The organism is Candidatus Roizmanbacteria bacterium (genome assembly GCA_016700135.1).
GTDB lineage: Bacteria > Patescibacteriota > Microgenomatia > UBA1406 > GWC2-37-13 > UBA1450.
In genome coordinates this window covers 959,068-982,603 of the sequence record CP065004.1, presented here as the reverse complement: position 1 = coordinate 982,603, position 23,536 = coordinate 959,068, and the positions used below count along the sequence as shown (strand labels likewise).

The window sequence follows — 23,536 nt, the reverse complement described above, 5'->3', positions numbered from 1 at the left end:
TTTTCTTAGCAAAAGATGAAATAATAAAAAAATATGGCATTCACGCTTCCCTTTGTAAAAAAAGTTGAGGATAATCCCGAAAAAGAGCACAGTACTCCGCTCGATGTTAAGAAACTGGAAAAGGAAACAGAAAAAAAGGCAAAGAAAGAAGAAAAAGCACCTGTAAAAGAAGACAAGAAACAGGAAAACAAGCAAAAAACTGATCCAAACAATCCCCATGTCGCAACAATCGTTTACAAACCGTCGCTATCCTTTCTCAAAGTTGATAAATACATTTTGATTACGATCGTTTCCGTTGTATTCTGTCTGAGTGGCTTAAGTTTCTGGCTCTATGTACAGTTCTTTATGTCACCCTAACTCACGCAACTTGCCATATGAAACTGCAAAAGAATACTATTTACATCATTATCTCCTCGATATTGTTCGGGATCGGTGTGATATTCTTTTCACTCGCAATTACTCAATATCAATTATTAACCAGCTCACGGGCCGAAGGAGGAACATTCAATCAATGTAATGCGGACGGTTCCAATAAACCCTGCGGCAGCTGTAGCGTCATAGATATTAACGTTGACGGGAGCGGAAACGCAAAAGCTACATTCGGCTGTCAGCTCCTTTGCGAACCGGGAAATTGTCCTTCAGGAGTATATCATATTAATGACACTTCCTGGTTCTGGTGTTCAGGAAGCAGCGGCGGATCATGTACCGAAAGCGATAATGATCTGAAAGATAATGTGCATAACACTTCAACAGTAGGGTCTCTTTCTCTCAGTGATACAAACCCGAATGCGACTAACAATTCATTTGAATGGAATTTTACCATCCCCAACTGGAATAGCTGCGGTAGGGTGCAGGTAGATGTTCAGATTAATGCACCGGGAGTAAGCCATGCCGGACGTACCGAAGGTTTCGGCGACAACTGTGACCAGCCTACGCCGACTACACCTCCAAATGAACCGACCCCGACGACTCCGCCGAACGAACCGACACCTACCACTCCTCCTAATGAGCCAACACCGACTACACCTCCAAATGAACCGACCCCGACACCTACTCCCACTCCTTCACATTCACCGACGCCGACACCGTCTGAGACTCCTACACCGACGCCGTCAAACACTCCGACTCCAACACCATCAGAAACGCCGACACCTACTCCGTCTGAAACTCCTGTTCCGACAGATACACCGGTACCCACTGATACTCCAGTCCCGAGCAACACACCTGTCCCGACAGTCATAGTACAGGATGCACCAACGCCGGTCGTAATTGCTGAAGCACCGACTGCCACACCTGTTCAGAATCTGACCGTGAACGAACAGGCTCCGGGATTCAATCCGATTCTCGCTATCCTGATTCCGTTTGCTCTCGTACTGCTTGGTCTTGCAATGTAATCATTCATTACATTTACTTTCTGTCTATGCTAGACTTATGGTATGCACCGCCGAGCGTATTTACTGTTTTCAATTGCATTTTTTATCCTTGGAGTTATCTTCTTTTCACTTGCAATACAGCAGTACCGTGTGCTGACAAGCTCAAGAGCGGCAGGCGATACTATCTCTCTCAAATTTTATGATAAGCGCGGACCGATAGATCAAAAATTCGGGGTTATGGTAAATGATATTACCAATGACACGACCGTTCAGGAGCTTAAAAATTACTTCCCCGGCGGCAATGTCTACATCAAAATAAAGAACCCGACCGCTGCCATGATACAAAGCACCCAATTTGACAGCTTACAGACTGCGGGTTTCAAATGGTATCTTTCATTCTCAAATTACGAAAATATGACTCCGGTTGTTCAGGCTTATTACGCTAAATATCAGGATCAAATAGTAGTCGAGCTTATGGATTACAATGCATTTGATGTGGCGAAGACAAACGAAGTAAAGGCATTAAAACCCGATAAAATCCTATTTCATGCAGGTGTCGCTACCTTCTGGCCAAGAGAACAGGTAAAAGATTTACTTGAAAGGGCACCGCCGCCGATTATCAATGCCATCAGCATCAAATTCGAGAATCGTGATGAAAATATTTGGGGTTATGTCAAAACAATGTTCGACACCATGTATGATGCTTCAAAATCGATAAGCGGGGATTCGAGTACTAAAATAGTATACCCTCCGAACTCAATGCTTTCACTATCCGAGATCACCATGCCGAGCAGTATCGTACAGAATCAGATCAAGCGGTTTTCATTACTCGTTTCTGCAATGGTGACCCATGTACAGACTGAGCCTGAAAAGGCACCGATAAAGTTCGTAAACGGCGGTGTTTTTGATACGATGAATGTTGCTGAAAAAACAACAATGTCACTGGTGGCAAAGCAGCTTGCTGTCAGTCCTCAAGTTGTGTGGCCGGATGCATTCCGCGGAAACGGGGACCCGTGGGATAATCCGTTTGTATCTGAGTACAACTTTAAGCCGATCATGGGTACCCTTACTGAAAAGAACGGTGAATATATGGGTATGCTTCTCAATGTGTCAGACGAAACTCCGACTGTCCGGCTGCCTGAACATAATTATGCAGGTTATAAAACCTATTCGAATATTCGCGGTGCAACTACCCTTATTGACGCCCAAAGACAAATTGCATTCCAGCCCTATGAATCAATCGTACTCGTACCTCCGACTATGACGATTCCTGACGGAGGAGGCGATGACGATGATGATGATAACCGTTCCGGCGTATTGGAGTGTGATTCGGGACCTGATCCCTACAACTCAAATAGAATTACGATTAAAAACGGTACGGAACAACCTATCGATAAAATCGAAGTTGATCTGTTCAGATGTACGTATGTACCAGGAAGGAAAGAACAGTATCGCGGCAGTTATCGCTGTGAGGGAGGAGATAACGCCTGCGCTGACGGTGCAGAAAGCTGTTTTGTGGGAGAATGGGACGGAAACTTCAGCCAGCCAAAGCGGAATATTGTCCTGCAGCCCGGACAATCCATGACATTTGAGTATGAACAAACCCCCTGTAAGACTGCCCAGATGGATGTCAGAACTGAAAACAACGGGGTAGAATCGATAGAATGTCATAACGTGCAATCATCCAACACAGTACCTCCGGGTGAAATGTGGCCGGGCGGTTATGCTTTTGCCATCTCTGAAAACAGTACGGGATACGATCCTGCAACACAAACCTGTCCGCAGTCTACTCCGACACCGACACAGCCGGCGGAAGATACACCAACACCTTCACCGTCACCTTCTCCTTCTGAAACTCCGAGCCCGTCACCGACCCATTCACCGACACCTACACCGTCATTTACACCGACACCGACTCCGGTGCCTCCTACCCCGACACCCATTCCGCCGACACCGACATTTACACCCGTACCTCCTCCTCCCACAGCTACGCCGGTGACCAAACTGGAAGTCGAGGATCAGCCTCCGGGTATGAATCCAGCGATTGCAGTACTTATACCGTTTGTACTCATCCTCCTCGGATTGGCTTTGTAACACGTATTTGTCTGAACCTGCAGAGCGTAGATCTCTGTCTTGAACGAATTTGGGAAGTGTGCAGGAATGAGCACGCCCACATGATTAAAAAAATACTGTATCGAGCGAGTGATATGCTGTGAAAGTCTCTAATTCTGAACGCAGTAACCGAAGTTTGTGAACGAAGTGGATGTTCGAGCTAACAATAAAAGGCGAGTTCACTTCTGAACAAATTTTCAGTTACAAGTGAAGAAATAGTATTCTACTTTTCGTTAAAGAGTTTCATGAATGCCTCCTTCGGCACTTCCACTTTTCCTATCATCTTCATTTTCTTCTTTCCTTCTTTCTGCTTTTCGAGAAGCTTCTTTTTCCGTCCGACATCACCGGCCCCGACCGTTTTACTGTTTTTTGTCAGTACGTCTTTGCGGTATGCAGAAAGTCTTTCTGATGCAATAATACGCCCTTTATACTGCGCCTGGATTTTCACTTCATATTGCTGGCGGGGGATAAGTTCTTTTAGACGTTTTGTCAGAAACTGCGCCTGTTCCATCGCACGATCCTTCACAACAATCTCAGAAAACTCCTCAATTTCATCACCGTTTAGAAGAAGTGATAACTTGTCCGCATCTACAAAATCATACCTGAGAAGCTCCCAATCAAAAGAAGCATAGCCTGAAGTCACAGATTTAAGACTGTCGAAAAATCCGGAAATCATTTCAGACAAAGGCATTTCGTATTCGAGAGTGACCTGATTTTTATTATCCATTGTAAGGAACTTCGCCCGATGATCTTCGCAAAGCTGCATGACATTTCCGACATAATCCTGAGGAGAAATGATCATAATATGGACAATCGGTTCTTTGTATTGTTCCTGCTCGATCTGGTAATCCACCTGCGGAGGTGTGAGCACCAGACTGAGATTGTATTCACGCTCCAGCCGTTCACGTACCACATCCGCATGCAAAAGACCTAAGAATCCTACTCTAAAACCCGCTCCTAAAGCCTGACTGTAAATGGCACTGTATTCAAGTGCCGAATCCGTAAGGTATATTTTATCAAGCGCTTTTTTGAGATTTTCATAATCAGCAGGATCAGTAGGGAAGAGAGATGCAAAAACCATGGGATGAACCGTCCGGTACCCTGGCAGTGGTTTGTTATTTGAAGGATGCACGATCGTGTCTCCGACCCTGACATTGTGAATGTCTTTCAGATTTGTGACAATATATCCGATTTCGCCGGCGACTAATTCTTTTGTCCTTTTCAATTCAGGAGTAAACATCCCGACTTCCGGAGATTCAAATCTGACATCACCGATTGCAAGCTTCATGGATGACAGTTCCTTTGCCGTCCCGTTAAATAGTCTTACGAATGCAATGACTCCCTTATGGGTGTCGAAATATGAATCAAAAATCAGAGCTTCAAGAGAGGCTTCCGCATCATATGAGTGCGGTTCGGGGATTTTTGTAATGATTGTTTCGAGGATCTTTTCAACATTTTCACCCGTTTTAGCTGATATCGAAATAATCTCATCCTCAGAAACTCCCAGAAACTCCATCAGCTGCATTTTCGTTTTCTCAACCTCAGCACTGGGCATATCGATTTTATTGATGACCGGGATGATAGTCAGGTTTTTATCAAGTGCTTTGTATGTATTTGCAATCGTCTGTGCCTGAATTCCCTGCGTGGCGTCAACAAGAAGAATAGCGCCCTCAACACAAGCTAACGTCCGGTCAACTTCATATGAAAAATCAACATGACCGGGAGTATCAATAAGGTTAAGAATGATTTCCTGACCGTCAACTGTGTGCTTCATGCGGACCGGTGCTAGTTTGATCGTGATCCCGCGTTCACGTGAAATCGGATTGCGGTCAAGCATTTGTTCTTCATGTCTGTTTTTTTCAACGGTACCCGTCATTTCCATCAGACGATCCGCAAGTGTAGACTTGCCGTGATCTATGTGCGCTATGATTGCGAAGTTTCTAATCGAAGGTTTCATAGATACTTATGATAACATAGCGGAGCCTATTATGAGACTGAATCGCGCTTTTCACGAATAACCATTGCACCGAGCCAAAGCTCTGCCAGTCCTTTCATAGAAAGCAGCCATCCAAGCAAAACATGAGTGTTGTTTTCTTTATCTTTGTGGAATGTTATTCCGAAGCTCGGCACGCCGGGAATATTGTATCCTTCGTTCCAGTCATTAAAGAGTTGGAGTGTCTGGAGAGCACTGATCATATTTGTTAAATCTTCAGTTGTACCTTGTCCTGCATCAATCTTTGCTTTACACGCTGCATACTGACTTTCCCGAATTGATTTCAGACGTGCATACTTTTGCTGAATAGATCGTATTGTTTGTTTCATCGATTCATCGGTTGTTGAATCAAAAACGTTTTGAATCTGTTTTTCTGTCGGAAGAAGTCTTTGTATTGCAACAATCACCTTATCAGGAAGACCGTATTCATTCTGTATTTCCCGCAGCTTTGCAATCTGCTCATCAGGAGACATTAGTAATTTTTCCTGTACATACAGTTTTATATCTTCCCACATCGGTGAGAAAAATTCACCGATAATGCGCGTAATCCTCGCCAGCGCCTTTTCCCGAACTTCAGGCTCATGAGAGACAAGCGTAAGTTCCACCCCTTCAGAAGCACGTATTGCCCGCTCATTTTTACCTGCATGATGGGCAAACAGTTCAATGGTATTTTCATAGTCTCCGAACTCCGTCTGGATTTTTTCCGCAAGCCATTCTGACATCAAATCATGCGCAATTGAGGCATACGGATCAATGAGCTTCAACAGCTCGATCGGCGGTATATTATTAGATTGGATAAGTTCTCTGAGAAGCTCAGGCTCTGATTTATAACCGGGTGCCCGTTTCATTTTGCTGTCTTTGGTTTCGTGTATATGGATATTTTCCGCAAAATGGATACTTCGGGTGAGAGTGCCGTTTACATCTTTATAACGGATAAAATCAATAACGTCCTGCATGGATATTCTGTGATGAAGTTGTCGTAATTCATCAATCGTGTCCATTGCGAGATGGACTGTAGTGCGGAAATGGGTGGAAGAGTTCGACATCGGTCCCTTACCCAATCCGTCGAATTTAAATTGCCCGAGCATTTTAGTTATATCGCCGCGATAAAAACCTATGGCCACTCCCTGAAGAAGATCCTGCTCAAATTTTTCAGGCAAAAACGGAATCTCTGCCCGAACGTTCGTATTGTAAAGTTCAAGAAGTGTTTTTGCTGCCAAATCCATACGTTTGATGACATGACCGTACACTTCCTCAAGTTTACCGTCACGTAGTTGTAATCTGAATTTGTCGATATGCTGGTCTCCTGTGAGAGGTGAAGCAAAATCATTGATATCAATCGGCTTTAGAGTTCCGTCGGTGTCTTTGATCATAGTCCATACAAGCATGTCCAAAGGTACCGCCTCAGGACTTTGGTTTTGGCCATCCTTTTCAATGATAACCGGTTCATTCTCAAGTGTATCTTCCAGTTCAGCGGATCTATATCCCGCTTCAACAGCATGACGCTTAAAAACGGATTTAAAACCTTCTAAACGTTTTTGGTTGGGAGACACTGTCCCGTCTTCATTTTTTTCTTCCACATCAAGATCGTAATCCTGATAGGGGACTCGAAAAAGCGTATGAGGTGAAGCTGCAACACTGCTGAATACATGAATCTGTCTTCCGTCTGGTAAATCCACCACATCAACACCGGCCAAGCGTGTTCCTTCTTCATAAATTGAATAAGGATCTACGTCTTTTCGGGGAAAAATGGAAGGTACTTCCTCCTGGAAGGCACCTGTCATTTCGTCAAAGATCTGACCGATTATTTTTGTATGAGAGGGGGTTTGTTCCATAACCTATAATATTATACCAGAAGGTTAAAAAATATGTATAGGATACGTATAGGTGACAGTGAATAATCCTTAAATTATTCTTATAGTAGTAGCTCCTGCTCCGCGTCCCCATTGATCACCGTGGACTACGATAAGCTTCCCGCGGCGTTCCTTGATGTGGCCGTTCTTTTTGAGAAGTGACACAGCCCGCGCGAGCTCTTTTTGAGTTACTTCAGCAGTATCTTTGAAGCTGAACACTGTAGGTTCAACGGCAAAATTCACACTGAGAGCCTCACATACTCCCGAAGTAGGAGTGAAAGTAAATATCGGTACTTTCGGACGATATCTGGAAAGTTGTGTTGCAGTGTGTCCAGTTTGGGTAAATACCATGAATCCCGTCACATCCTGATTTGCTTTCACATAATCTCTATAGAGATCATAGGCCGCATCGCAAATAAGGGCGGTAGTATCCCGCACTGAGAACATGATCTTGTTTCGGATATCATCATCCGTTTTAGGTTCATAAAAAGTTGCAGTTTTCTCCATCACCTGTACTGCTGCCAGAGGATGCTCACCGCTTGCGGTCTCTCCTGAAAGCATGATACAGTCTGTCAGATCATACACGGCATTTGCAATGTCTGAAATCTCAGCACGGGTGGGGAAGGGGTTATCAATCATAGTCTGCAGCATCTGGGTCGCGGTAATTACAAATTTTCCCTGAACCATACACTGCCTGATGATCATTTTCTGAAAATACGGGACCCTCTCAATCGGGATTTCGACTCCCAAATCACCTCGTGCGATCATAATACCATCACTGGCATCAACGATATTTTCAATATCATCCAATGCTTTTTGAGTCTCAATTTTGGCAACAAGCTTTCCCGTCACTCCGTATTTTTTAGCTTCACGTCGGACCGTCCGAAGATCTTTTGAACTGCGGACCATAGAAAGAGCTATGAAATCAATTGCGTGTCTTGCTGCAAGTTTCAGCCCCTCAAAATCCCGGTCAATAAGAACGGGAAACGGAAACTCTGCTCCCGGGATATTCATGGACTTTCTGGTCGGAAGTACTCCTGTCGTTTCGGATCTCAGGTATGTCTTTTTGCCTGTCTTGACAACGCGGAATGTATAATAACCGTCGTCTGCAAGAATAAGCTGTCCGTCTGCTAAGTGTTCGATTATCTGTGGATGAGTGATGGAAAAACCTTTCTCTTTGCCTTTATAGACTTCCTCACCAAAAAGAAGCAATTCTCCTTTTTTGATTTTGATCTTGTCTTCAGGCATGTTAATACGGATTTCAGGCCCCTGAAGGTCAATCAGAGTACCGACATGAACACCCAGTTTTTTTGCCACTTTGTTTACACGCTCGATGCGTTCGCTGTGCCATTCGACCTCACTGTGCTTGAAGTTGAAGCGGAATACATTGACTCCTGCCTTAATCAGCTTTTCAATCATCTGTGGAGAATCAGATGAAGGACCGATTGTTGCGATGATTTTTGTTAGTTTTTGCATGTAATATTATAACACTCAATAAGCACTCAATACAGCATTGCCTATAAGCCATAAACTATCAGCACAAATTAACAGCTATATTCAGGTTCCTTCTTCCCATGAATTCAGATAATGCTTTTGTTCTTTTGACAGTTTATCAATACTGATTCCTTTGCTTGCCAGCTTCAATGCCGCAATCTCTTCATCGATTAAGGAGGGGAGTGCATACACTTTTGGCTCAAGTGTTTTTGCATGATCCCAAATGTATTTGGCAGCAAGCGACTGTCCCGCGAAACTCATATCCATAACTGAGGCAGGATGCCCGTCAGCTGCCGCTAAATTCACCAATCGTCCTTCTCCGACGAGATATACACGACGATTCCCGAAATCATATTCATCTACCATAGGCCTCACTCGTGTCATTTTCTTGGCCAGTTTTTTCAAAGCCACCTTATTGATTTCTATATCAAAATGTCCTGCCTGAGCAAGAATGACTCCGTCTTTTGCTTTTTTGAGATGCTTTTCATCAACGATGTGCTTGCCGCCGGTGACCGATACCACAAAATCCGCATTCATAATTGCTTTCTCAAGAGGCATCACCAGATATCCGTCCATCACGGCTTCCAGAGCTTTCACGGGATCGACTTCACAGATCACAACCTGTGCTCCCATGCCGCGTGCCCGCATTGCAACACCTCGTCCGCACCATCCGTACCCGCAAACGACAAAAATACTACCGGCTATCAGTTTATTGGTAGACCTCATCAAAGCGTCAATCGTCGATTGACCTGTTCCGTATCTGTTGTCAAACAAATGTTTCGTCAGATTATCATTAACTGCCACCACGGGTATTTTAAGATCTCCTTTTTGTTCCATTGCCTTCAACCGAATCACGCCCGTTGTCGTTTCTTCTGTCGACCCAATTACTTCGGGAATCTGTTTTTTGTATTTGGTGTGAAGAAGCCCGACAAGATCCGCTCCGTCATCCATTGTCTGATTCGGATAAATATCAAGGACTGAATACAGATGACTGTAATAGGTTTTATTGTCTTCGCCTTTTTTTGCAAAAGTAGGTACATCAAAATCTTTGACAAGTGATGCGGCAACGGCATCGTTAGTCGAAAGTGGATTACTGGCAGTCAGATACACATCGGCACCGCCTTCTTTCAGTGTGATCATCAGATTTGCCGTTTCAGACGTGACATGGAGACAGGCTGCAAGTTTTACTCCTTTCAGCGGCTTTTCTTTCTTAAATTGCTCACGAATGAGTCTGAGAACGGGCATATCCTTTTCCGCCCATTCAATACGTTTTTTTCCTTCTTTTGCTAAACCGATATCGGTTACATCGTATTTCATATTGTTAATGAAATTTATAAACTGGCTGCCCTTTGGACGATCTGTTCATGTGCCGGACGGTGATTAGCCGTACCGACTGATTCCACTGCAAAGCTTGCCAAAGCGTTTCCGAATGAAAGTGATTCCCTCAACGTTTTTCCTTCAGCAAGAGCCGCCACAAAACCTCCGCGCCAGGCATCACCGGCACCGGTCGGATCAACAAATCCTTTTATCGTAAAAGCCTTAACCTCATGTTTTTCTGATGAACTTTGATACATAACTCCTTCAGCACCGAGTGTGGTAATAACACCGCAGCCTTTCGGGACTACGTCAATAAGCTGCTTTTTAAGTCTGCGCTCCATCTGAGCAATTTCATAATCATTCCCGACAACAAATGCCGCATGTCTGACTCCCTGCTCAAGTCTCTCATCGTCAATCCAGGTCAGTGACATGCCGGGATCATAGAGATAGGGGACTGAATGTTCTATACAATATGTTTGTGCATGTAAAAACGCATCGGCATGATTGGCAGAAAGTATGACAAAGGAATTTTCAGCAAATTTTTCAAAGCGGACGTCTTTTCCCCGTGCTCCCGCTCCGTAATAATAACTCCAAATCTGATTATCGGCACGGTCTGTCATGACTTTTCCCGTAGAGGTATACAGCTTCTTATCAATAATGCAGCCTGAATAATCAATCCCGCATTCATCATAAAAATCAGTCAGGTTTTTGTGATCTTTCCCCATGGCGCCAAGTATGACCGTTTTTTTTCCGGTTATACGTGTAATATTGAAAGCAATATTTGTCGCGGTTCCGCCTAAATGTTTGTCGAGACGGTCCACAACGAACGAAATATTTATTTGGTGAAGTTTTTCCGGATGGAAGTGATCTTTGAAATAACCGGGGAAATTCATGATATCATCATATGCTATAGATCCTGTTACAATTATGCATGAAGATTTTGTAAGATCGGGCATACTGAATTTAAGCTTATTAAAATAACATTATACTAGAAGAATGTCTCTTTTTTTTACCATAATAATTCCGACAAGGAAAATATCCGGCATTCTTATCGATGAAACACTCCCTGCAATCGGAAATCAGACCTTTACATCATTTGAAGTAATCATTGTTTCGGATATTACGGGACAAGATGATCAGAAACTAACACAGAAGTATCCCTGGCTTCGGATTTTGTCTAACGGTGCCAAAAACAGGCCCGGAGATAAACGTGATTATGCAGCGAAGCACGCTAAGGGAGAAGTGTTGGCATTTATCGATGACGACGTATATCCTTCAAAGAAATGGTTGTTTCAGGCACATAAAATTCTGCAAAAGGAGCCAGAAATTGCCGCACTGGGAGGACCCGGGACACTTCCAGAAAAAGTCTCATTCTGGGAGAGGATATTTGATGCTGTTCTTCGGACCTGGGTAGGAAGCGGCTCATACGTGTACCGTTTTCAGCCGCAACCGAAACGGTTCGTCGACGATTATCCGGCAATGAATCTGATGCTTCGGAAAGAAATATTTGCAAGTATCGGCGGTTTTGACAATCATCACTGGCCGGGAGAGGACAGTAAATTATTGAACAAATTCATAGTCAAAGAACAGAAGTTTATCTTGTATCACCCTGACGTACAGGTGTTTCATCACAGGAGGGATTCACTTTCCGGTCATCTGGCACAGCATAAAAACTACGGAAAAACGAGGGGAAAATTTGCGGCTCAAGGAGATCAAAACTCGGTTCATCTCATGTATGTCATACCGGCTTTTTTTACTTTGTATCTTGCGGTCTTGTTTGTATTTTTTATACTGAAAAGTCCGTATCTTTTCACAGCTGCAATTCCGTTTTTTCTTTACTGCGGACTGTTAGCATATGTATTTTTTGAGACGCATCTGCGGACGGAAAATCTTCTTATCGCACTCGGAGCAATACTCGTCATCCCGATCACGCATGTGACCTACGGCTTCTGGTTTATTGTGGGGTATGTGAGAGAGAAAATGACAAATGTAACAAACCGCCAGGACGCTAAAGTAAATAATGGAGACTGAGATGCATAGCACTTGCGAAAATATAATTTTTTGTGCGACTTGGGAGGTTCGGAGCTGAAAAATCATCTTCCCACACTTGCCGCAATCCGTTCTTTCTCCTCGTCAACAGCCGTTTTTGATGTAGTAAAGTGACTGAATAATCGTTTGACGGTATTCTGCCAAAACTTCAGCGATGTGAACTTTACTTCTGTCTGATTCGGATCGAAGTCAAGCATATGCCCCAGGAACTTGTATGCCATATAAAACAAATACTTCACGTCATGCAGCGATCGAAGCCGGAGAAGTTTGCGTCCGATATACTGAGGTGTCATAAAAGTAGAGTAGAGATCCTGTTCAAGCTCCAGTAATTTCTCTTTCGGAAACGGAATTTTCATCACCGGTTCACGCATATCAAACCGTTCGTAGTCATCAGTCAGAAGCCAGTCATTTTCTTTACATTCACGATACAGAGGAGTGCCGGGATACGGCATGATGATCGTTGCCTGAATGGTTTCATAATATCCTTTTTTTAAAGCAAATTTAGCAGTCTCAATGGTACGTTTCGCATCTTCGTAACTTTCCCACGGATAACCGAGCATGATCGTCACATGCGGATCAAGACCGGCTTTTCTGGCCATTGCCGGCCCCATGATCGCATCGCGTTCTTTCGTTCCTTTCTCCAGACGATCCAGCGTCTTTTGGTTTCCGGATTCCATACCGTACAGGATGAACCGGAAACCTGCTTTTCCCATCAGGTCATACAACTCCTGATTCGGAATGGCATTAAATCTCATATTACATCCGTATCGGACTTTTTTGTTGTAGCCGCTCTCGATCATCAGCTCACAGAATTTTTTCAATTTATTTCCGACAAACATCGTACCGGCATCATCAAAAATTTCCTTTACACCGTAATTATCAACTACATGTTTCACTTCGGCAAAAAGCCGTTCCGGAGTCAAGCTGCGATACGAACCGATCGGATTTATCGTATGATCCCAAACACAGAACGTGCATTTATTCCACCAGCAGTCCCTTCCGCTGTACATATATGTTGCGGGAGTATATTTATAATTTCCGTTTGCATAGGCATAAAGCTCCCACTTGGTAAGGTCCCGATCCACGAAAGGAAGTTTGTTTAAGTCATGCTTCAGTGACGGCGGTCCTGAATTATAAATTACTTCGCCGTTTTTGAGTTTCTGCTTGCGGATTTCTTTCTTGTCTGCCTGAATACTTTTATCAGTAGAGCGCCAGTACAAACCGCCTTCCAGTTTTTCACCTTTTGCAAGATGATTCAAAAGATTCACCAAAACAAAATCATAATCACCACCTTTTATGACATAATCTACCTTGCTGTTTTCGAACTGCTCGTAAGGTACATAACTCGGATGGTCTCCGACCAACACAATTTTCATGTCAGGAAGCAGCTTTTTCATTTTGGCAATGATCTTCCAGTGTTTTTTCACAACGGGAGACTTCGTTTCGAGAAGGAAAATATCCGGATTATGTTCTTTCAGTTCCGCAAACCATTGGGTCTCAGTCTTTCTTTCGGCAATGCCGTCCATCCAGAAAACGGGATATCCGTGCTTTTTCAGATTGGAAGCAGCATAGGCCGGGACCATAGGATAAATATACGTGGGAGCATTAAAATACTGAAACTGCCTGTTCTGAGACAGTAGGGGAACGCCTTTTTTTGAGGAAAGAGGAGGATATCCGATTGCAACCGACATTTGTTTCATCTGTGACATGAGGCGGAGCTAATGTAATTGTATAATCAGTATACCAACAATCAGAGTTTGTTCAATTCAATGATACCTTGCTGGGCCATTTGGTTGTTGGGATCGGCTGATAAAACTATCTCAAAATACCTACGTGCCTGTTCCTTTTCACCCAGCTGGAAATAAATCACTCCGACATTCAGATAAGCGCTGACTTGATTGGGATTCATCTTGAGCACTGTCAAATTTTCTTCTAGCGCTTTTTGATAATTACCCTGATTGTAATAAATTGCTCCGAGATTTTGATGCGGCTGCCAGAGGCCAGGATTGAGTTCGATGGCTCTTTTAAATAACTGTTCGGCTTCTTCAGTTTTTCCCTGCTTCATATAAATATTCCCGAGATTGTGGTGTGCATCCGGATATCCGGGATTGAGTTTTATGGCATTATTAAATGCCCGGGCGGCATTTTCTAAATCATCGTGACGGGCATACACATCACCCATATTGTTGTGAGATTTAGGATCCGAAGGTGACGTTTTGACAGTGGCGATCCAAAGATTGTCTTCATTGTCCCAGTCGTTGTTTCTGACTATTGTGCGGATCGACAACGCTACGATGGCAAGAACCAGCAGTCCGTAAACAATGCCGTCATACCGTTTATGAATCCGTGTAAGCCCGTATCCGACAATATATACCAATCCGATCATACTGAAATATGCGTACCGCTCCGCAACAACCCACGCGATGGAAATCGGTGTAAGAGTCGGCAACAATCCAAGGAAAAAAATCGAAAGCCCGAAAAATACATGTTTATTTTTAAAAAATGAATAAACGGTCACACCGAATACCGTCAGAAAAACAATCAGTCTCACCGTATATTCAAGAGGCGGCGCTGACAATTCTGACTGATACAGTGTCAGAGAATCCGGCCACAAAAACAGTCTGATATATTCACTAATTGCAACTGGTACCTGTATCATCGGATTGAGTACTTCAGGAGCAGAATTATTGGTTGCGGATAGCGATTGGACCCGGGTCCCGTATCCTTTAAGCGTGAGGAAGGCATATATGCCGGACAGGACAAAATAGGGGAGAGACCACATCCATTTTTTGACAATATTCCCGAATGACAACTCATACAAGATAAAAACTCCCGAAAGGACAACTGCCGGAACGCCGACGACAAGTGACATCCAGAAGAAAAAAACGGAAAGGTAATATCGCCATGTGATACGGTCCCTTGCGAGATAGTAATAGAATGAAAGTAAAAAGAAAAAGGTATACCATGAATAAATTCCTCCTGAAATCCAAGAGACTGACTCGACCAGGATCGGATGTACGGCAAATAAAGCTCCGGCAATAAACGCAGCCATCGGATTGACAAACCGCTTGACCAAAATGAAAACAAGGTTGGCAACCCCCATATGAACAAGTATGTTGAAAACTCTGAATAATGTGGGGTTTGTGGGATCAATCTGATAAATCAAAAAGTAAAGAAGCGGCTGAAAGAATTTAAGTATTTGGGAAGTCACATTTTTCCACTGACCGATCGCCGGATTGTTAACGATACCATAGATGTCGTCCGATACAAATGCGTTATTGAATGCGTTAAAATATGTTATCAGGACAAGAAGAGTAATAATGGCAGGGTACATGTATTTTTCAATTTTCTGCATCTCCTCTGATTTCGGTTTTTCATCCTCTTTTATCTTTTTTTCTCTGTTGCGCCATTTTTTTTTGCCCATGGAAATCATTATACTACGCATATGAAATGGAGTATAATAACTGAACCCACACATGAAAGTTTTTATTGTTTCGACGCTTCAGCCGTTCGGTCATTATACCCAAATACTTACAAACTCCCTGACCAGGAATTCCGACTTAGAGGTCTTTGTTGCGGCTGAAAAAAATCCGGCAAATAAAACGCTGCAGGGCTGCGGAACCGTATTTCCTGTTTGGGAAAAAGGTCCGTTCTTTTTTGTTCCGATTCTCAAAAAAATACTTCAGACAAAACCAGACATTATTCATCTCCAGCATGAGTTTATGATGTACGGAGGAGCAGTATCTGCGGTCATGTTCCCGCTGTTTCTTGCCGTTTTAAAGATGCTCGGTTATCCAGTTGTTGTGACCATCCATGCCGTCCTGGATTTGGACAATATGAACGATGATTTTGTTTCTGCCTTTCATCTAAAGTCGATTCTCGCAAAACCGTTTTTCCTCAGAAAGTTTTTTACCTTCATTCTGTGGTTTATCGGACTAACCACTGACGGTATTGTTTGTCATACCGAAAGAGCCGTACATTTACTTGAAAAACAATACCGGGTATCTAAAAAAAAGATCCATGTCATTCCGGCATGTATTCCCGAAAAGAAAGTCCATAACAGGAATCCTGAGAAGTATTTTCTGTATTTCGGATACATCACACCGCGAAAAGGACTGGAAACCGTGATTTCCGCTTTTTCGGATTTTCAGAAAAAACATACCGGCTACCGGTTCATAATTGCAGGTGGAACAATTCGGGGTCAGGAAACATATGTTGAATCGATAAAAAAACTGATTACTCCCTGTCCTGCCATTGAATTTCGCGGTGAAATAATTGACGAATCGGAACTTGATTTCTTGTACGAAAAAGCATATGCAGTAATAAATCCTGCATTAATAAATGTCGGCTCCAGCGGACCTTTGTATCAGGCAAGAGGATATCACTCCTGTATTTTGGCATCCGATGTAGATCACCTGAAAGAAGACATTAGTCATCTGAAAAACGGCATGCTTATTGATAATAACCATTGGGCAGATGCATTTGAAATGATTACCAATGATAGAAAACTGAGAGACATGCTCATCAAAAATACTATTCACCTTGCAAAAAGCCGGAATCCTGAGAATACCGCCGTACAATATTTTAACTATTATTCTCGCATTCTTGCCTTATGAAAGCGAATATCTTCATACCGATTTCAAGAGATTCTGAACAACTGGTAAACTGTCTTAAAAGTTTGTCAGAACAGTCCGATCAGCGTTTTTCCGTTATTGCCGTGTCACTCACGGACAACGATCATATTAAAAAACTTCTGAAAAAATATATCAAAGATTATCTTTTTTTGGTTCAGCCGAAACGGGGATTATTGCATGCGGCAAACCTGGCTTTAAATCACGCAAAAGATGATATTTTTATCAGAATTGATGATGATATTGTGGCTGATAAAAACTGGCTCAAAGCTATTCTCACATCATTTGAAGATAAAAAGGTAGGAGGAGTGACCGGTCCCACGATTATTAAAAAGAAACTAATGGATGGCCGGGATCTTTTTGCGTTTTTGAATGATTTTGAGAAATCAACAAATCCTTTGAAGAAGCTTCTTTCGTATTTGTATACGGATGTTATTTATGAAGGGAAGATGAAGGAAGTAAGCCTGTTTACCCGTAGCGGTGCTTTTACCCTCGGATCCAATTTTGAGGAATCGGTTCAAAAAATCGGGGAACCGAAATCAGTTGATAATCTTGAAGCCTGTAACTTTGCCGTACGACGGACACTTCTTGAAGAGTTTGGCGGATTTGATCCCACCTTTGCTCAGGGACTTTCCGAATATCATGAAGCAGATGTTGCCTGCAAAATCACTGAAGCCGGGTATACGAACGTATTCAATCCGCAGGCTCAAGTCTTTCACAATGTACAGAAATCAGCTCATGTCCGCGTCGACTCATATCACCGTATTCAAAATTTTATTATCTTCTATCGAAAACATCTTTCAAGAACTGATTCATCAGCCCGACTACGGTTTCTCTTCAATGTTTTACTACAGAATTGCTACTATATATTTCTTTTCATGAGAACCGGGAAACGGGAGCTTCTCGGCGCCATCCCCGGAAGTATTGTAGGATTATTCCGACCGATATGAAACCTGAAATTTCAATTATTATCGCAGTAAGAAATGCAGAACAATTTATCAAAACCTGCATTGATTCATTGCTTGCGGAAAAAACGGAAAACTATGAGATTATTGCGGTTGATGATGCCTCAGATGACGATACCGGGAAAATTCTCAAAACATATGAACGACGGAAAATGATAACGCTTTACACTTTTCAGTCAAAAAAAGGAGCTGCCGCAGCACGCAACTATGCCGTGAGAAAAAGCAGCGGAACGTATTTGTTTTTTCTCGATTCTGATACCGAAATACAGCCCGGCTGGGGAGAAACCGTTCCGCAACTGTATAAAACTAATTCGAACGCAATTATGCTCTGCAAACTTCTCCGTTTTCACTCAAACAGATTTGACAGTGCGGGAGAATTGCTCACACCATTTTATCTTCTGATTGACCGTGCGAAAGCTGCAATCAATACCGGCCAGTTTGAAAAAGAAGCGTTCGTTTTTTCGGGAAAATCTGCCGCAATGATCATTCCGAAAAAGCAGTTCGAACGGATCGGAGGATTTGATGAAAAGATGGAATGGCTGGTGGAGGATACTGACCTTTGTTTCCGTAATTGGCTGGCGGGATACACTGTCCTGTACCAACCTGCAATCACCGTTTTTCACAATGATCCGACTTACGAAAAAACAAAAAAATATTACAGCATGCTTCAGCCGAAGTACCGCGGATGCAGGAATACCATCCGGTCAGTTATTAAAAATGTTGAGGGTAAAAGACTCTGGTATGCTTTACCTGTGCAGGTCGGGATCTGGATTGTGCTTGCAGTCATAATATTGCTTCGGTTTGATCTGAGAGCGGGAGGAGAACTCGTGCAGGGTATATTATGGAACTTTATGAATATCACGGATACCCTGCGTGAAAGGAAAAAAATTCAAAGGTTACGAATTATCTCCGATGAAGATTTACTGAAAAAAGTCGGAAATTCGGAACCTATTACTCATTATCTTGACAAAGCAATCCGATATGTCAAAGGCTGATATCTCAATTATCATTCCGTGTTTCAATGCTGAGAAGTATATTCAAAAATGTATTGATTCCGTCCTTCCGAATCTTCTGTCGGGGGATCAACTCATGGTGATTGATGACGGCTCAACGGATAGAACATCTGCCCTTATCAGAAAGTACAAGCAAAAGCAGCTGAGTCTTATTTCTCATGAGACCAACATCGGACCGTCCCGGTCACGGAACGAGGGGGCACAACAAGCATCAGGAGATATTCTGTTTTTTCTTGACGTTGATACGGAGATAACGGATCAAACCCTTTATACAATACGGAAGTTTTTTATGAAGGATCTGCAGGCAGGTGCCGTCCAATGTGAATTGAGATTATCAGATCAAAAACTTGACAGCATCGGCCATTTTTTGACGATTTTCGGGTTTCCGTATGAGCTCGGTGTCAATGAAGCTCCTGAAAAATTCAGAAAGATTACACCGGTTTTCGGTGCAAAATCCGCAGGAATGGCTGTCCGGAAAAAGGTATTCGAAGAAGCCGGCGGTTTTGATGAAGATTATTTGATTTACGGGGAAGATACGGATTTGTCATGGCGCATATGGCTTGGCGGATATGAAATAAATTACTTGCCGGGATCAGTCGTATATCACCGTCAAAGAAGCAGTATGACAGCTCAAACCAAACAGCGGGTGTATTTTGAAGGATCAAAGAATAATCTGAATTATATTTTGAAAGATGCACCGATAAACACTGCCCTTTACATGGTCCCGCTGCATATACTTGGATGGATTTTACTTTCAATGAAACTGTTTCTTCAAGGTGAGTTTCAATCGGCTTTTGTAATCTATAAAGGACTGGGATGGAATCTGTTGAATGGATATCGGACTCTGGAAAAGAAGCAGCGGATCATCAGAAAAAAAGACGTTCAGGTCTTCGGGAAGATCACCTTTCGAAAACTTTTACAGAAAGGATGGAGGTGGTTTATCCATGTCTGAAAAATTCCCGCGGATCACGGTCATCATTCTTCATTACAACGAATTTGCATTGACAAAAAAATGTATTCAGTCAGTCGTGAAAACCCGATACCCCCATTTCGACATTCTGGTAGTTGATAACGCTTCAACCAATGACTCATCGGACAAACTGAAAGAGTACTGCACAAATAAACAAATCTCATATATCCGTTCAGAAAAAAACCTGTTCTATACCGGCGGTTTCAACCTCGGTGCAAAACATGCAAAAGGAGAATATATTATCTTTTTGAACAATGACACGGAGGTTGATCCTGATTGGATTTCAGAGTTGATTCAGTGTTGTGAGGGAAATAATAAAGTATTTATCCAACCGCAAATTCTTTTTTCCGATAAACGGACTGTTGTCGACAACCGCGGAGGGAAATATCGTTGGTGGGGAAGCGGATACGGAATAGGAAGGAATAAACCTATGATGAGAGTGACAAGCAAAACTGTAGACTACACCGTCGGAACTGCCTGCATGATCAAAAGATCATTTTTTCTGAAACTGGGCGGTTTTGACGAATGGTATCGGGGATATTATGAGGATGTCGATCTCAGTCTGAGAGTAAAGCGAAACGGAGGAACATGTATGGTTTGCTACAGCAGTCTCGTTTATCACAAAGGTTCATCGACATATAAGAAGCACGTCTTAAAATCCGACCACTTATTTGATATCAGGAAAAACCGTTTGAGAACCGTGCTGAAAAATTTCTCCGGAATAGAACGTATCTTAAGAATTACGATTGCACTGATTTCATATGCAATTCTTCTTATGGTAGACCCGGGACATGCTTCTGTAACGATACGTGCAGTATATTTCGCTTTCAGACCAGAAGAATTAAAATAATAGTGTCTTTCAGCATCCATTCATTTTGAGAAAACCACGGAATAGATCTTCTTCTCAAGAGACCAATACAATCTGATTAGCTGCAGACCGAAAGGGATTTGTATGACCATCGAAATCAGTGTCCTTTCCACCGTATGCGCGATGAAATACAAATGCAGTACAAACGGAATATCCCAAAAGTTAAGCCTCTGGATATTCCCGAAATGAAAACCGCTTATTTTATATGACCTGAGGGTTTGAGCGATAGGATCGGGATCAGCCCAGCTTTCATTACCGGTCCGGCGAAGCACGATAGGTTTTTTAGTGATGATAATCGGACATTCCATTTTCGAATACAAAAAAGGGATAACTAGGGGAGTCATATTAAATTCGGAATCGTATTTTGCGTTAATATCAGAATATTTTTCATAGAGTTCCCGCCTGATAATAAAGTTTGAGATATATGACGTAAAGTACGTAATCCTCCCGAATTTGGTACTGAGGAACCGGAAAAAATCTTTTCTGGTTGAAAGTTCCATATCCTTATCCATCCGCAGCATATTCGGGCTGGTGATTTTCTCTCCGTTAAAATCATCGACATTCCCGAAAATGATGCCCGGTTTCTTTTGTTGAATTAACTCCAGCACGTACTTCAGACTTCCTTTGACAGGGACATCATCATCCGAAAAAAACCAGATATATTTCCCGCATGCTACTTCGGGAAGGTATTCGATCGCTTTCCGAAGTCCTCTTCGCTTTTTCTGCATAACATAGGTGATAAAAGGGTACTTGTGAAGCAACGTACGGATAAAGGTATCCGTTTCATCATGACCGTTGTCATTGAAAATGACGATTTCAAAAGATGATTCGAGTTTGTATTTTGTAACCTCATCAAGCATGGGGGACAGTGCCTGTTCTAAAAATGCCCGACGTTTATAGGTAGGAATACAGATCGAAATCTGTTTCATGAAGATGTGCAATAACTTACCCCAACCGTGTTTGCATGCATGATGGACCAGGAATAATGTGTTTTTGATAGTTCAGACATTTTTATTTCATGCCAATCATTCCAAAAATTGTTCCTTTCGAGAAAATAGGTTTTATCAACCGGAAGCTTTTCTTCAAGAAGCAGCACATCAAGGTACGGGTTGTATCCGAAAGGAGTTGTAATGAGTAATAATCCCTTCGGTGCCAGCAGTTTTTTCATATTTCTGACGGCATCAATAACTTTATCGGGTTCGCGCGGTGTCTCATCCCAGCCGACATGCTCCAGAGTTGAGATACACAGAATCAGATCATATTTTTTACCGGGATTAAATGTAACAATGTCTTCGTTCATGACACCGGGTGCAACTTCATATTTATCGAGAACTTCATGATTTCTTTTCGTGTAATTTGACAGCACATTACCGACTTCAAGAATCCGTTTTCCCTTATACTGCTCAAGCATATCAAGCCCCAACGGTACTTCAATGATCCTCTCGTTGACCCAGGTCCGATTGTGCGGATGTCTGAGATACGGATATGTTTTTCCCTGAAACTCAAACGTATCGGAGCCGTTTCTGACAAAAAGAGGATACAACCGGGGAACGATAAGTTCACGTAAAGCAGCGCGCAGTGTGGGAATATTCATACGATGTCAATTTCCGGAAGCGGAAAAATAAATTGTGTTCCGTGTTTCCGGTAAAACGTTTCTTTCCGTAAAATGGTGTCCCGGAAATGCCAGGGGAGGACCAGGAAATACTCAGGCGGTTTTCTTCTTACTTCTTCATCGGATATGATCGGAATATGGGTGCCCGGTGTGACCCGTCCGAATTTATCAGGATTGATTTCCATGATGAAGGGAATGTCCTTTCCTGTCAATCCGACATACTGAAGAATGACATTTCCTTTTGTTGATGCTCCGTACCCATATACTGATTTCCCTTTCAAGGTTGTCGTTAACAACTCAATTAATGCCTTCTTATGATTTTCAATATTTTTCCGGAACCTTTCAAATGTTTGCGTATCTTTTTCAACCGTTCTTTCCTCCTGTAGAATTCTCTCGATTTCCTCCGAAATTTCCGGAGCCGGATGCGATTTCTTTGCCGCAATGATCTGAAAGCTGCCGCCGTTTACGGTATTAAAACGGATGGAGACAATTTTCATACCGATTTTATCCATGATCCATTTGATTTGCTTCAGATTATAGTACTCCAGATGTTCATGACAGATCGTGTCATAGGATGAGTTTTTGATCATCGTATTGCAGTAGCTCTGCTCAAGGACCCAGATTCCCCGGTCATCAAGGAGAGAAACAACATCCAGAGCGAACTTCACAGGCTCATCAAGATCATAAAACATCGCAATACTCGTGATGATCTTTGCTTTGTGTCCCGGGAAAACCGATTCTACCTTTTCTTTTGAAAAAAAATCGGAAAGGACATGAATATCATCGCGATATGAATCAATAAATTTATTTGCCGTCGGATCAACCCCGAGGAGTGTATACGTACTTTTCGGAAAAAAAGAGAGAAGCGTCCCGTCATTACTGCCGATATCAATGATGAGATCTTTTTTTGAAAGCGATACAAATGTTTTGCCGTAATTCACAATATCCTCAAGATGACGCACCATCGATTTGTTGAGAGCCGAGCTGTACCCGTAGTTTTCACCGTACAGAATCCCGGGCTCGAATGTATCTTTGAGTTGTACTAATCCGCAGGAATTTTTCCCGGTACATCGGACAAGGGTTAGAGGACCGACAGGGACATCATCTTCTGAAGTTCTCGGAAAAATTCCGGTGACGGACATGATTCCCAAATCAAGAACGGTTTGAAGATCTCCGTTACCGCAAATTCTGCATTTGTCTATCGAAACATGCGTCTTTTTCTGATCGGTCATCACAAGTGATGAATTATAATGTACTCATTCTACTATACTGATTATTTAAAAAAG

General features: G+C 42.6%; 19 protein-coding genes. 9 read left to right on the top strand and 10 right to left on the bottom strand.

The features are described from left to right. The first annotated feature begins 33 nt into the window (after nucleotides 1–33). The 3 genes from IPM65_05130 to IPM65_05120 are packed head-to-tail and all read left to right on the top strand — an operon-like array spanning nucleotide 34 to nucleotide 3,467. Nucleotides 34–357: a hypothetical protein gene (locus IPM65_05130; GenBank protein QQS43506.1), complete on the top strand. Its 324-nt coding sequence runs from the start codon at nucleotides 34–36 to the stop codon at nucleotides 355–357. Between the two features lie 17 nt (nucleotides 358–374). Further along, on the top strand, nucleotides 375–1,394 hold the full coding sequence (locus IPM65_05125) for a hypothetical protein (protein ID QQS43505.1): 1,020 nt from the start codon (nucleotides 375–377) through the stop codon (nucleotides 1,392–1,394). Nucleotides 1,395–1,436: 42 nt separating this feature from the next. Then, nucleotides 1,437–3,467 carry a hypothetical protein gene (locus IPM65_05120; protein QQS43504.1) on the top strand — a complete coding sequence of 677 codons (2,031 nt, stop codon included), beginning with the start codon at nucleotides 1,437–1,439 and terminating at the stop codon, nucleotides 3,465–3,467. 241 nt (nucleotides 3,468–3,708) lie between these two features. Here the strand turns inward: IPM65_05120 and lepA are convergent, their stop codons facing one another. The 5 genes from lepA to IPM65_05095 form a co-directional block, all read right to left on the bottom strand. Further along, nucleotides 3,709–5,442, bottom strand: coding sequence for an elongation factor 4 (gene lepA, locus IPM65_05115; protein QQS43503.1), 1,734 nt, complete (start codon nucleotides 5,440–5,442; stop codon nucleotides 3,709–3,711). Between the two features lie 29 nt (nucleotides 5,443–5,471). Continuing rightward, nucleotides 5,472–7,313: a hypothetical protein gene (locus IPM65_05110; protein QQS43502.1), complete on the bottom strand. Its 1,842-nt coding sequence runs from the start codon at nucleotides 7,311–7,313 to the stop codon at nucleotides 5,472–5,474. 69 nt (nucleotides 7,314–7,382) lie between these two features. Beyond that, on the bottom strand, nucleotides 7,383–8,807 hold the full coding sequence (gene pyk / locus IPM65_05105; GenBank protein QQS43501.1) for a pyruvate kinase: 1,425 nt from the start codon (nucleotides 8,805–8,807) through the stop codon (nucleotides 7,383–7,385). Nucleotides 8,808–8,888: 81 nt separating this feature from the next. After that, nucleotides 8,889–10,142, bottom strand: a complete 1,254-nt coding sequence (locus tag IPM65_05100) for an adenosylhomocysteinase (protein QQS43500.1) — start codon at nucleotides 10,140–10,142, stop codon at nucleotides 8,889–8,891. A gap of 14 nt (nucleotides 10,143–10,156) precedes the next feature. After that, nucleotides 10,157–11,098 carry a hypothetical protein gene (locus tag IPM65_05095; protein QQS43499.1) on the bottom strand — a complete coding sequence of 314 codons (942 nt, stop codon included), beginning with the start codon at nucleotides 11,096–11,098 and terminating at the stop codon, nucleotides 10,157–10,159. Nucleotides 11,099–11,138: 40 nt separating this feature from the next. Between IPM65_05095 and IPM65_05090 the strand changes: the two genes are divergently transcribed. After that, the gene (locus IPM65_05090) at nucleotides 11,139–12,173 is read left to right on the top strand and encodes a glycosyltransferase (protein QQS43498.1); all 1,035 of its coding nucleotides are present in this window, start codon (nucleotides 11,139–11,141) and stop codon (nucleotides 12,171–12,173) included. A 62-nt stretch (nucleotides 12,174–12,235) separates the two neighbouring features. Here the strand turns inward: IPM65_05090 and IPM65_05085 are convergent, their stop codons facing one another. Together IPM65_05085 and IPM65_05080 are read right to left on the bottom strand one after the other, a co-directional pair. Beyond that, complete coding sequence (locus IPM65_05085) at nucleotides 12,236–13,882, bottom strand: radical SAM protein (GenBank protein ID QQS44724.1); 1,647 nt, start codon at nucleotides 13,880–13,882, stop codon at nucleotides 12,236–12,238. 59 nt (nucleotides 13,883–13,941) lie between these two features. Next, complete coding sequence (locus IPM65_05080; GenBank protein QQS43497.1) at nucleotides 13,942–15,636, bottom strand: tetratricopeptide repeat protein; 1,695 nt, start codon at nucleotides 15,634–15,636, stop codon at nucleotides 13,942–13,944. 31 nt (nucleotides 15,637–15,667) lie between these two features. Here IPM65_05080 and IPM65_05075 point away from each other — a divergent pair, with 31 nt between their 5' ends. From IPM65_05075 to IPM65_05055, 5 genes are read left to right on the top strand one after another with little or no spacing between them, the layout of a single operon-like run. Further along, the gene (locus tag IPM65_05075; protein QQS43496.1) at nucleotides 15,668–16,807 is read left to right on the top strand and encodes a glycosyltransferase family 4 protein; all 1,140 of its coding nucleotides are present in this window, start codon (nucleotides 15,668–15,670) and stop codon (nucleotides 16,805–16,807) included. Then, entirely contained in the window at nucleotides 16,804–17,772 is a 969-nt protein-coding gene (locus IPM65_05070; GenBank protein ID QQS43495.1) for a glycosyltransferase, read from the top strand. The genes IPM65_05075 and IPM65_05070 overlap by 4 nt, the downstream gene beginning before the upstream one ends. Next, nucleotides 17,769–18,782, top strand: coding sequence for a glycosyltransferase (locus IPM65_05065; protein QQS43494.1), 1,014 nt, complete (start codon nucleotides 17,769–17,771; stop codon nucleotides 18,780–18,782). Before IPM65_05070 ends, IPM65_05065 begins: the two co-directional genes overlap by 4 nt. Continuing rightward, nucleotides 18,769–19,752 (top strand): glycosyltransferase family 2 protein, encoded by a 984-nt coding sequence (locus tag IPM65_05060; GenBank protein ID QQS43493.1) that lies wholly within the window; start codon nucleotides 18,769–18,771, stop codon nucleotides 19,750–19,752. Before IPM65_05065 ends, IPM65_05060 begins: the two co-directional genes overlap by 14 nt. Then, nucleotides 19,745–20,620, top strand: coding sequence for a glycosyltransferase family 2 protein (locus IPM65_05055; protein ID QQS43492.1), 876 nt, complete (start codon nucleotides 19,745–19,747; stop codon nucleotides 20,618–20,620). Before IPM65_05060 ends, IPM65_05055 begins: the two co-directional genes overlap by 8 nt. Before the next feature lie 20 nt (nucleotides 20,621–20,640). Here the strand turns inward: IPM65_05055 and IPM65_05050 are convergent, their stop codons facing one another. Genes IPM65_05050 through IPM65_05040 form a run of 3 tightly spaced genes read right to left on the bottom strand, consistent with a single transcriptional unit; the run spans nucleotide 20,641 to nucleotide 23,482 of the window. Beyond that, nucleotides 20,641–21,567, bottom strand: a complete 927-nt coding sequence (locus IPM65_05050; GenBank protein QQS43491.1) for a glycosyltransferase family 2 protein — start codon at nucleotides 21,565–21,567, stop codon at nucleotides 20,641–20,643. Continuing rightward, nucleotides 21,564–22,232: a methyltransferase domain-containing protein gene (locus IPM65_05045; protein QQS43490.1), complete on the bottom strand. Its 669-nt coding sequence runs from the start codon at nucleotides 22,230–22,232 to the stop codon at nucleotides 21,564–21,566. Before IPM65_05045 ends, IPM65_05050 begins: the two co-directional genes overlap by 4 nt. Continuing rightward, complete coding sequence (locus tag IPM65_05040; protein QQS43489.1) at nucleotides 22,229–23,482, bottom strand: methyltransferase domain-containing protein; 1,254 nt, start codon at nucleotides 23,480–23,482, stop codon at nucleotides 22,229–22,231. Before IPM65_05040 ends, IPM65_05045 begins: the two co-directional genes overlap by 4 nt. Nucleotides 23,483–23,536 lie beyond the last annotated feature (54 nt).

What these genes read in the sequence shown, in the direction of transcription:
- IPM65_05060 (QQS43493.1), top strand. Translation starts at nt 18,769, where the DNA reads ATGTCAAAGGCTGATATCTCAATTATCATTCCGTGTTTCAATGCTGAG.
- IPM65_05065 (QQS43494.1), top strand. Translation starts at nt 17,769, where the DNA reads ATGAAACCTGAAATTTCAATTATTATCGCAGTAAGAAATGCAGAACAA.
- IPM65_05055 (QQS43492.1), top strand. Translation starts at nt 19,745, where the DNA reads ATGTCTGAAAAATTCCCGCGGATCACGGTCATCATTCTTCATTACAAC.
- IPM65_05110 (QQS43502.1), bottom strand. Translation starts at nt 7,313, where the DNA reads ATGGAACAAACCCCCTCTCATACAAAAATAATCGGTCAGATCTTTGAC.
- IPM65_05095 (QQS43499.1), bottom strand. Translation starts at nt 11,098, where the DNA reads ATGCCCGATCTTACAAAATCTTCATGCATAATTGTAACAGGATCTATA.
- IPM65_05070 (QQS43495.1), top strand. Translation starts at nt 16,804, where the DNA reads ATGAAAGCGAATATCTTCATACCGATTTCAAGAGATTCTGAACAACTG.
- IPM65_05125 (QQS43505.1), top strand. Translation starts at nt 375, where the DNA reads ATGAAACTGCAAAAGAATACTATTTACATCATTATCTCCTCGATATTG.
- pyk (QQS43501.1), bottom strand. Translation starts at nt 8,807, where the DNA reads ATGCAAAAACTAACAAAAATCATCGCAACAATCGGTCCTTCATCTGAT.
- IPM65_05085 (QQS44724.1), bottom strand. Translation starts at nt 13,882, where the DNA reads ATGTCGGTTGCAATCGGATATCCTCCTCTTTCCTCAAAAAAAGGCGTT.
- IPM65_05130 (QQS43506.1), top strand. Translation starts at nt 34, where the DNA reads ATGGCATTCACGCTTCCCTTTGTAAAAAAAGTTGAGGATAATCCCGAA.
- IPM65_05040 (QQS43489.1), bottom strand. Translation starts at nt 23,482, where the DNA reads ATGACCGATCAGAAAAAGACGCATGTTTCGATAGACAAATGCAGAATT.
- IPM65_05120 (QQS43504.1), top strand. Translation starts at nt 1,437, where the DNA reads ATGCACCGCCGAGCGTATTTACTGTTTTCAATTGCATTTTTTATCCTT.
- IPM65_05100 (QQS43500.1), bottom strand. Translation starts at nt 10,142, where the DNA reads ATGAAATACGATGTAACCGATATCGGTTTAGCAAAAGAAGGAAAAAAA.
- lepA (QQS43503.1), bottom strand. Translation starts at nt 5,442, where the DNA reads ATGAAACCTTCGATTAGAAACTTCGCAATCATAGCGCACATAGATCAC.
- IPM65_05075 (QQS43496.1), top strand. Translation starts at nt 15,668, where the DNA reads ATGAAAGTTTTTATTGTTTCGACGCTTCAGCCGTTCGGTCATTATACC.
- IPM65_05090 (QQS43498.1), top strand. Translation starts at nt 11,139, where the DNA reads ATGTCTCTTTTTTTTACCATAATAATTCCGACAAGGAAAATATCCGGC.
- IPM65_05050 (QQS43491.1), bottom strand. Translation starts at nt 21,567, where the DNA reads ATGAAACAGATTTCGATCTGTATTCCTACCTATAAACGTCGGGCATTT.
- IPM65_05080 (QQS43497.1), bottom strand. Translation starts at nt 15,636, where the DNA reads ATGCGTAGTATAATGATTTCCATGGGCAAAAAAAAATGGCGCAACAGA.
- IPM65_05045 (QQS43490.1), bottom strand. Translation starts at nt 22,232, where the DNA reads ATGAATATTCCCACACTGCGCGCTGCTTTACGTGAACTTATCGTTCCC.